Below are 9,088 nucleotides of genomic sequence, written 5' to 3'. Positions count from 1 at the left end.
TCTATACATATTCCTAAAATCCGAATAATAATAACTTTATAAAAGTAAAATAGATATTCTATCAATACCCAATCTGAGACTTTTCACCTGAAAATAATCATGTAAAGCCAGAAATAAAAATTAATCACTATTTGTAGAAATACAATATCTTTGTGATTTAAATTACACTATAATGAAAGATTCAATTATTAAATTAGCGTTGGCTACTACTATCTCATTTACTCTTATCAACTGCTCGGGCGGTTCAAAATCAACTCCAGATTCGGATGCTGCTACTGAAAAAACAGAAAGTTCATCTACTACTGCTATAAAAGATCCTGTGGAACTTAATAACACCATAATGTTAGCTATTAATGAACTTCAAAAGGATCAAAAAGCAATGAATACGGCTATGATTGCTCAAGATTACACAAAGGTTGAAGAAATAAGATCTACATGGAGTAAAAATTTGGACAATACTATTGATAAAATATCTAAAATCGAAGCTTCCGGAGCTGGATCTGAATTCAAAAAGTCAGTACTAAAAAGCCTAGATACTTATAAAGATATAGTAAATAATAAATATGTAGAACTTATTGATATCAGAAAAAATAATGGAGATGCTAATAAAGATGTAACTTTATTAAGTGAAATCAATGAAGGATTAGCCAATACTCAAAATGAAGTTAATGAAGCTTCCTCCAATTTCCAGGAAAAAGTTACTGACGGGGAAACTGAAGAATAAATATATTCTGTATTAATAAAAAATAGGAGCTCATCTAGGTAAGCAGTTCCCATTTTATCAGTAATATTCCAAAATGACAAAATAAAAAAAGAGTAACTAATTAGTTACTCTTTTTACTTTAGTAGCGGGAACCGGACTCGAACCGATGACCTTTGGGTTATGAGCCCAACGAGCTACCTACTGCTCCATCCCGCGATATTGGATTGCAAATATACGACATTTTTTCAAAACTCCTAATTTTTCTTGTAAATAAAGCAGTTTTACGAAAACTATTGAATAATTCGTATCTTTGTATTATGGCAAAAATATTAAAAATATATCCGGAAAACCCTCAGGAAAATCTTATTAATGAGGTAATTAAGACACTAAAGAGTGGCGGATTAATTATTTATCCCTCAGATACCGTATATGCCTTAGGTTGTAATATTTTTGACATAAAAGCCATGGAAAAACTGGCACAAATCAAAAAAATTAAATTGGAGAAAGCTCAATTTTCTATTATTTGTAATGATCTGAGCCACCTTTCCAATTTTACAAAACCTATTGAAACTTCAGTATTCCGGTTTCTAAAAAGTCATCTTCCAGGATCATTTACGTTTATCCTGGAAGCCAACAAAAGCCTACCGCTGGCTTATAAAAACCATAAAACGATAGGAATTCGTGTTCCCGACCACCCTATTCCCCAGCTTATTGTTGAAAAACTGGGACATCCCATAGCGTCAACTTCTATAAAGGATGAGGACGAAATCATTGAATACTCTACAGATCCGGAACTGATCGCAGAAAAATATGATCATCTTGTGGATATTGTTATAGATTCCGGGTATGGAGATAATGTGGCTTCTACAATAGTAGATCTTACTTCTGGAGAACCGGAAATAATCCGACAAGGAAAAGGAGTCCTTTAATTAAAGTTGAATTCAATTTATTTTAAGACGTTTTACATTTTATGAAAATTATTACATCGCCTGCCAAATTAATGAACATTCAAAACTCTACGGGTTTATTAAGGTCTACTATTCCGAAATTCATTAATGATGCAGACTTTATACAATCTTTTCTTAGGCATAAGTCTCCAAAGTATCTTTCGGAGCTTATGGAAATATCACCCAAACTTGCGGATGAAAACTGGGAAAGGAACCAAAACTGGAAGGCAAATCCTAAATCCAATGAATCTGCCCCCGCACTATTTGCATTTACAGGTGAAGTATATAGGGGATTAGATGCTAAAACCCTAGATAAAAGCGCAATAGATTATCTGCAAAAAAATTACAGAATACTCTCAGGATTATATGGTTTACTTAAACCTTCAGACAAGGTAATGCTGTATCGCCTGGAAATGGGAAGACATTTTGAATTTGACCAATATAAAAACCTATATGAATTCTGGACAGAAAAACTTACCGGTCAGATGGATTCAGAAATGAAGAAAACAGAAATCCTTTTGAATCTTGCCAGTAATGAATATGGAAAGGTTATCAACAGAAAAAAACTGAATCATCAAGTAATCGATTTTGACTTTTATGAATTAAAAGACGGTAAGCTAAAAACAATTGTCGTTTATACCAAACACGCAAGAGGACTTGTCGTAAGGTTTTGTGCAGAAACTAATGCTAAGACATTAAACGATGTAAAAGCGTTCAATTATGAAGGCTATATGATTGACGAAGAAAAATCTACAGACACAAAATTGGTTTTCACTAGATAAATGACTATTTCAGAATTTAAACTTTATTTTAAAACATCGCTTCGCGAAATTTATACGGAATCAGAAAGTTCTTTTCTCTGTTCTATTTTTATTCATAAAGTAGCAGGACTTGACATTTTCCATCAGAGAAGATTTTCCGATCAGGAACTCCTGATAGATGATGAAAAACAACTCCATGAGATTATCTCTGAACTCAAGACTCAAAAGCCTTTCCAACATATTCTGGGAGAAACTGAATTTTTCGGAATGGATTTCTTCGTTAACAAAGATGTCCTTATCCCTCGTCCTGAAACGGAAGAGCTTTTAGAGTTTGCCATCCATGAAATTGAAGATTCTGCATGTGGAAGTTCCAAAATGAAAATTTTAGATATTGGATGTGGAAGTGGTGTTATTCCGATTATCCTGAAGAAATATTTTCCGGGTGCTGAAATACATTCTATGGATCTTTGTGAGAAAGCTTTATATGTTGCCCGGAAAAATGCAGATTTCCACAAAGTAGACATTCATCTTATTCATCAGGATTATCTCAATACAGAATTAAAAGAAAGTTATGATATCATCATATCAAATCCTCCTTATATAGGAATTGATGAAGAGGAAGAGATTTCTCTTTCTGTAAAAGATTTTGAGCCTACCATAGCTCTTTTCTCTCCTACTTCAGATACCCTGATTTTTTATAAAAAAATAGCACAGGATATAGAAAAGTACCTTAATAAAAATGGGCTTTTATTTTTGGAAATCAATCAGAAATTAGGAAAGGAAACTTTGGAGTTATTTACAGATGCACTTACCGAGGTCCGACTCATTAAAGATTTATCTGAAAATGATCGTTTCATTTATGGTAGAAAATAAAAAAACGTTTCAATTATGAAACGTTTTTTATAAAGAGTGATTATACTTTTTATCGGATCTTCTTTTTAACAAATATCTGATAGGCCAGATAAATTAAAGGAAGGGACATTACTCCTAGGAAATACCAGTTACTTAAAGCAAGCTGCGGATGCATCACAATCGAATATACCAAGCCAAAAAAAGCTCCTCCTAAATGTGCAGAATGCCCCAAATTATCCCATTGTTTTGGATTAAGCATCATATATACGGAATATCCGAAATATAGTGTCCCAAAAATCCATCCCGGTAAAAAGTTTACTTCGATTTCTTTAGGCGCCATTGCTATTGCGGCAAAGATAATCCCTGAAACAGCTCCGGAAGCCCCGATAGCAGAATACCATGGTTGATTTTTATAAATCATTAAACTGAATAAATTCCCTAAAATCATAGATCCGAAATAGATAATCAGAAAACCAATGTTCCCTAAGAAATAGAATACTACACCCTGAAAGAAATACAGGGAAAGCATATTAAAAAAAAGGTGCATAAAATCAGCATGTAAAAATGCAGAACTTACCAATCTGAAATATTCTTTCCTGGATTCTATTGCAGCAACGTTAAATTTATACTTTTCAAATAGTCCGATATTATTCATTCCCATATAACTGATAATACAGGTTGCTATTATAATGACTAAGACTATAGTGTTCATACTTATTTATTTTAAAAATTTAATCTTCGCTTTCCCTTTCATTAAAGAGATCGCCGATAATACCTCCTTCATCATCCAACCCTGGCTCTCCTTCAGGTTCTTCATAAGGTTCTACCACTTCTTCTTCAGGTTCAGGAATGGTGATATTAATTGTTTTTACTTTAAATTTTGTAAACTGATTCCCGATAGCCTTAATTCCTTTTACCGTAATAAATTCATCAATATTGATAGTTTCAGGATCTCGTTCTTTGCCTTTATCTTTAGCAAAAATAATTTCTGCAGTAGAACCATTTGCCACAATCACACTTTCAATAAATGATTTGGGATGTTCGGAAGGCATAAAATTCTGTGTATTGGTATTATTTTCCAGCAAGAATCTTTTAATGAAATAGATTTCTTTCTCTCCATCATAATAGATACAGGTAATAGGTAATTCTGGTTTCCATTTTTCCAGAACAAGATAATCATCATCAAAACGGTTTCCGAGATCAAAACTAATGAGTTTAGCTTCTCCGTTGGAATTAATCGTTAAGATTTTATCATCTCCTTTAAAACTTCCTAACAGGCTTCCTCTTCCATCTGCATTCAGCCTTCGTACAGTATCATCGAACCATATTCTTCGGGGCGCTAAAGTAGATACTCCCTCTTCTTTCAGGTCCACTTTTTTAACGGCATATTTGGTAACTAAATTTCCTTTTGAATCACGTCCTTTAATGGCTAATTCAGAAAAATCAATATCCATTTTATTTTTTCTGATTCTCGCATTTGGTTTTAAAAGAACCGTTACTGTTTCAGCTTCTCCATTTGGATTAGCAGAAAAATACAGTATTTCTGAACCTTTTTTATCAGAAGCCAAAGGATAATCGTTATTACGGGTAACTCCTGTTACAGAAAAACGCTTCATATAATACGGACCTTCTCTACCTTCACGGTATATCATATTATACACTGTTCTTTTATCATTTTTCTTCCAAACTGCTACATGGAGGATATCCTTTCCTATAAAGGTTTTAGCTTCTACTTTTACGACCTTCATACTTCCATCTTTTCTGAAAGTAATAATATCGTCTATATCTGAACAATCAAATAAATATTCATCCCGTTTCAAAGAGGTTCCGATAAAACCTTCTTCACGGTTTACATAGAATTTCTCGTTGGCAACAGCTACTTTGGTAGCATCGATGGTATCAAAAATTCTCAGTTCCGTTTTTCTCTCTTTATCTTTTCCATACTTCTTCTGAATATTCAGATAATAATCAATTGCATAGGTGATCAGGTTTTCAAGGTGATGTTTTACCTGTTCAATTTTTCCTTCAAGTGAAAGGAGATTTTCTTTAAATTTATCCAGATCAAATCTTGAAATTCTTTTAATTCTGATCTCCGTCAATTTTAAAATATCCTCTTCGGTTACTGCTCTCAAAAGATGTTTAGTATGAGGTTTCAAACCTTCATCAATAGTTTTTAAAACATCTTCCCAGGTTTTAACTTCTTCTATATCGTGGTAAATTCTATTTTCAATAAAGATTCTTTCCAATGAGGCAAAATGCCAGCTTTCCTGAAGCTCATGAAGTTCTATTTCCAGCTCCTTTTTAAGCAATGATACCGTGTGATCAGTATTCCTTCTTAAAATCTCTGAAACATTCAGGAACATAGGTTTATCTCCTACGATAACACAGGCATTGGGAGAAATCGTTACCTGGCAATCTGTAAATGCATATAGTGCATCAATTGTTTTATCAGGAGAAACATCGTTATGAAGGTGGACAAGGATCTCCACTTTGTCGGAGGTATTATCCTCTATTTTCTTTATTTTAATCTTCCCTTTTTCGTTAGCTTTTAATATGGAATCTATTAAGTCGCTGGTTGTTTTGGAAAAAGGAAGTTCCGAAATAACTAAAGTATGCTTATCAGACTGTGTAATCCTTGCTCTAGCTCTTACTTTTCCTCCTCTGTGTCCGTCATTGTATTCGGAAACATCAAGGTAACCGGCAGTAAGAAAGTCCGGAAATAATTCAAATTTCTTTCCTTTCAGATAAGCTACAGAAGCATTAATAAGCTCATTAAAGTTATGCGGAAGTATTTTAGTGGAAAGCCCGACTCCAATACCTTCCACTCCCTGTGCCAACAGCAAAGGGAACTTTACAGGTAAGTCTACAGGCTCATTATTTCTTCCGTCATAAGATTTTATCCATTCCGTAGTTTTAGGATTGAAGACAACCTCAAGTGCAAAAGGCGTCAGTCTGGCTTCTATATATCTGGCAGCTGCAGCAGAATCTCCGGTGTATACATTACCCCAGTTTCCCTGCGTATCGATCAGAAGTTCCTTCTGGCCGATCTGTACCATAGCATCTGTAATAGAAGCATCACCGTGCGGGTGGTACTTCATTGTATTTCCAACGATGTTGGCCACCTTATTATAACGACCATCTTCAAGCTCACGCATCGAATGCATGATCCTTCTTTGTACGGGCTTAAAGCCATCAAATACCGATGGTATTGCTCTATCTAAAATTACATAAGATGCATAATCAAGAAACCAGTCTTTATAGAGACCGGAAACCTTTTTTAAGCTCTCACCTTCATGCGAGTATTCTTCTGTTGTCATCTACACTTAATACTTTTTTCTCACTATTTGCTTTAACTACTTTATTTAAAGAAAGCCTCAAGTCATTAATTTCCATCCTGGTTAAATAAGAAATCTCATATTTCAACATGGTAGAACCATTATTTTTGCTGGAAATGGTTACATACAATCTCTTAATGAGAAACATGCTTACAATCTCATATCTTATCAACTTATATTTTGGAAATTCATCACTTAACGGCTGATCTACAAAAGGAACTATATTCCGGTTTTTAAAATTGAGCGCTTCTCCATCACTATCATATTCAAAAACCTGTCTTCCACGAAAGAAAAAAACAGCAATAATTATGATAGGAATAATAATTAACAGGTAACTTTCAATCCCTAAAATATTAAATTTGTAGCGTTCTAAAAAAAATCCCATAACTCCTCCTACTAACATCATGAATAACACCGTATTCACAAAGTTATACTTTGGGATTTTACTTCGATTACTTAATCTCATACCTTTTATTTTGTGTTTGGTTTTTTAATCTTCAATCCGCGACTTCACTCAGTATTTCCTTTTTATCAATATCCGGATCTTCCACTACTAAGTTTTCAAGGATAAAAGTCTGTCTGTCTGGTGTGTTTTTACCCATATAAAATTCGAGAAGCTGATCAATAGTCTGATCTCTTCCCACAACTACGGGCTCAAGTCGTATATCTTTTCCTATAAAATATTTAAACTCATCCGGTGAAATTTCGCCCAGTCCCTTAAATCGGGTAATTTCAGGATTTTTCCCTAATTCATTCAGGGCTTTTATTCTTTCCGCCTCTGAGTAACAATATCTCGTTTCTTTTTTATTTCTCACTCTGAATAGAGGGGTCTGAAGAATATAAAGGTGACCATTTTTAATAACATCCGGAAAAAACTGCAGAAAAAATGTAATCATCAAAAGACGAATATGCATTCCGTCCACATCGGCATCAGTTGCAATAATTACCTGATTATATCTTAGATCCTCAAGACTCTCTTCAATATTTAAAGCAGCCTGAAGCAAATTAAATTCTTCATTTTCATATACTACCTTTTTGGTAAGTCCATAGCAGTTAAGCGGTTTTCCCTTCAGAGAAAATACAGCCTGTGTTTCTACATCTCTCGACTTGGTAATAGAGCCGGAAGCGGAATCTCCTTCGGTAATAAAGATCTGGGTTTCTGCTTTTCTTTCTGCTTTTTGATCATTATAATGCTGTCGGCAGTCACGAAGTTTTTTATTATGAAGAGAAACTTTCTTAGCTCTCTCTCTGGCCAGTTTCTGAATTCCTGAAAGTTCTTTCCTTTCCCTTTCCGAGATCAGGATTTTTCTTTGAATAGCCTCTGCTATTTCCTGATTTTTGTGGAGAAAATTATCCAGTTTACTTTTCAGGAAATCTATAATAAAGGTCCTTACTGTAGGCCCGTTAGGTCCCATATCGTTAGACCCTAATTTTGTTTTGGTCTGAGATTCGAAAACCGGTTCTTCAACATTAATTGAAATAGCTGCTATAATCGATTTTCTAATATCCGAAGCATCAAAGTTCTTATTAAAAAACTCACGGATCGTTTTAACATATGCTTCACGGAATGCATTTAAATGAGTTCCTCCCTGCGTTGTATTCTGACCGTTTACAAATGAGAAATAAGTTTCTGTCTGTGATTTATCAGAATGGGTTATGGCCACTTCTATGTCATTATCTTTCAAATGGACAATCGGATAAAGGATATCACTTTCAAGTTCTTCTTCGAGAAGATCTTTAAGACCATTCTCAGAATAATAGGTTTCCCCGTTAAAAATGATCTTTAATCCAGGATTAAGGTATGCGTAATTACGCAACATCCTTTCTATATATTCTTTTCTATATTTAAAGTTAAGGAAGATATCACCATCTGGAATAAAAGATATTTCGGTTCCGTTCCTGTCTGAAGTATCTGTTTCGGAATTATCATGTGTAATTATTCCACGGGAGAACTCTGCCTGCTTCATTTTTCCGTCACGAAAAGATCTCACACGAAAATAATCAGAAAGAGCATTCACGGCTTTGGTACCTACACCATTTAATCCTACTGATTTTTTAAAAGCTTTACTGTCATACTTACCTCCTGTATTCATTTTGGAAACGGCGTCCACCACTTTTCCTAATGGAATTCCACGCCCAAAGTCCCGGATGATCATTTTACGATCGTCCAGTTTTATTTCGATTCTCTTTCCGGACTTCATCCTGAATTCATCAATAGAGTTATCGAGAATCTCTTTAAGTAAAATATAAATACCATCATCAGCAGAAGAACCATCTCCAAGCTTCCCGATATACATTCCGGGACGCAGACGAATGTGTTCCTGCCAGTCGAGGGTCCTGATATTATCCTCCGAATAGATTGGGTCTGTTTCCTGTGACATTATATTTATTTCAGCAAAAGTACAAAAATACGAATTTGGACAAAATTTTCCTAATACCCCCCATTTCTTTTTTTCATTTCAAACTGATTTGTAACTTATTATATATAAT

At 34.3% G+C, this 9,088-nt stretch carries 8 protein-coding genes and 1 tRNA gene; 4 read left to right on the top strand and 5 right to left on the bottom strand.

What is annotated here, in order from left to right:
* Positions 1-172: 172 nt before the first annotated feature.
* The gene (locus tag Q0A18_RS06685; RefSeq protein WP_292009371.1) at positions 173-724 is read left to right on the top strand and encodes a hypothetical protein; all 552 of its coding nucleotides are present in this window, start codon (positions 173-175) and stop codon (positions 722-724) included.
* A 122-nt stretch (positions 725-846) separates the two neighbouring features.
* Here the strand turns inward: Q0A18_RS06685 and Q0A18_RS06680 are convergent.
* Positions 847-919 (bottom strand) — tRNA-Met (locus Q0A18_RS06680).
* 101 nt (positions 920-1,020) lie between these two features.
* Between Q0A18_RS06680 and Q0A18_RS06675 the strand changes: the two genes are divergently transcribed.
* The 3 genes from Q0A18_RS06675 to prmC are packed head-to-tail and all read left to right on the top strand — an operon-like array spanning position 1,021 to position 3,284.
* A complete protein-coding gene (locus Q0A18_RS06675; protein ID WP_292009370.1) occupies positions 1,021-1,632 on the top strand; it encodes an L-threonylcarbamoyladenylate synthase in 612 nt (203 codons plus the stop codon).
* Between the two features lie 41 nt (positions 1,633-1,673).
* Entirely contained in the window at positions 1,674-2,432 is a 759-nt protein-coding gene (gene yaaA, locus Q0A18_RS06670) for a peroxide stress protein YaaA (RefSeq protein ID WP_292009369.1), read from the top strand.
* Positions 2,433-3,284 (top strand): peptide chain release factor N(5)-glutamine methyltransferase, encoded by an 852-nt coding sequence (gene prmC / locus Q0A18_RS06665; protein ID WP_292009368.1) that lies wholly within the window; start codon positions 2,433-2,435, stop codon positions 3,282-3,284.
* A gap of 49 nt (positions 3,285-3,333) precedes the next feature.
* Here the strand turns inward: prmC and Q0A18_RS06660 are convergent, their stop codons facing one another.
* Genes Q0A18_RS06660 through Q0A18_RS06645 form a run of 4 tightly spaced genes read right to left on the bottom strand, consistent with a single transcriptional unit; the run spans position 3,334 to position 8,979 of the window.
* Positions 3,334-3,975, bottom strand: a complete 642-nt coding sequence (locus tag Q0A18_RS06660; RefSeq protein WP_292009367.1) for a rhomboid family intramembrane serine protease — start codon at positions 3,973-3,975, stop codon at positions 3,334-3,336.
* Between the two features lie 19 nt (positions 3,976-3,994).
* Positions 3,995-6,580, bottom strand: coding sequence for a DNA gyrase/topoisomerase IV subunit A (locus Q0A18_RS06655; RefSeq protein ID WP_292009366.1), 2,586 nt, complete (start codon positions 6,578-6,580; stop codon positions 3,995-3,997).
* The gene (locus Q0A18_RS06650) at positions 6,555-7,064 is read right to left on the bottom strand and encodes a hypothetical protein (protein WP_292009365.1); all 510 of its coding nucleotides are present in this window, start codon (positions 7,062-7,064) and stop codon (positions 6,555-6,557) included. Before Q0A18_RS06650 ends, Q0A18_RS06655 begins: the two co-directional genes overlap by 26 nt.
* Before the next feature lie 31 nt (positions 7,065-7,095).
* Positions 7,096-8,979: a DNA topoisomerase IV subunit B gene (locus tag Q0A18_RS06645; protein WP_292009364.1), complete on the bottom strand. Its 1,884-nt coding sequence runs from the start codon at positions 8,977-8,979 to the stop codon at positions 7,096-7,098.
* Positions 8,980-9,088: the final 109 nt, after the last annotated feature.

Origin of the sequence: Chryseobacterium sp. (assembly GCF_022712095.1) — a bacterium.
Classification (GTDB): domain Bacteria; phylum Bacteroidota; class Bacteroidia; order Flavobacteriales; family Weeksellaceae; genus Chryseobacterium.
This window is presented reverse-complemented; position numbering and strand designations above follow the sequence as displayed.

Coding starts and splice junctions, on each gene's coding strand:
- Q0A18_RS06650 (WP_292009365.1), bottom strand. CDS start 7,064: ATGAGATTAAGTAATCGAAGTAAAATCCCAAAGTATAACTTTGTGAAT.
- prmC (WP_292009368.1), top strand. CDS start 2,433: ATGACTATTTCAGAATTTAAACTTTATTTTAAAACATCGCTTCGCGAA.
- Q0A18_RS06645 (WP_292009364.1), bottom strand. CDS start 8,979: ATGTCACAGGAAACAGACCCAATCTATTCGGAGGATAATATCAGGACC.
- Q0A18_RS06655 (WP_292009366.1), bottom strand. CDS start 6,580: ATGACAACAGAAGAATACTCGCATGAAGGTGAGAGCTTAAAAAAGGTT.
- yaaA (WP_292009369.1), top strand. CDS start 1,674: ATGAAAATTATTACATCGCCTGCCAAATTAATGAACATTCAAAACTCT.
- Q0A18_RS06685 (WP_292009371.1), top strand. CDS start 173: ATGAAAGATTCAATTATTAAATTAGCGTTGGCTACTACTATCTCATTT.
- Q0A18_RS06660 (WP_292009367.1), bottom strand. CDS start 3,975: ATGAACACTATAGTCTTAGTCATTATAATAGCAACCTGTATTATCAGT.
- Q0A18_RS06675 (WP_292009370.1), top strand. CDS start 1,021: ATGGCAAAAATATTAAAAATATATCCGGAAAACCCTCAGGAAAATCTT.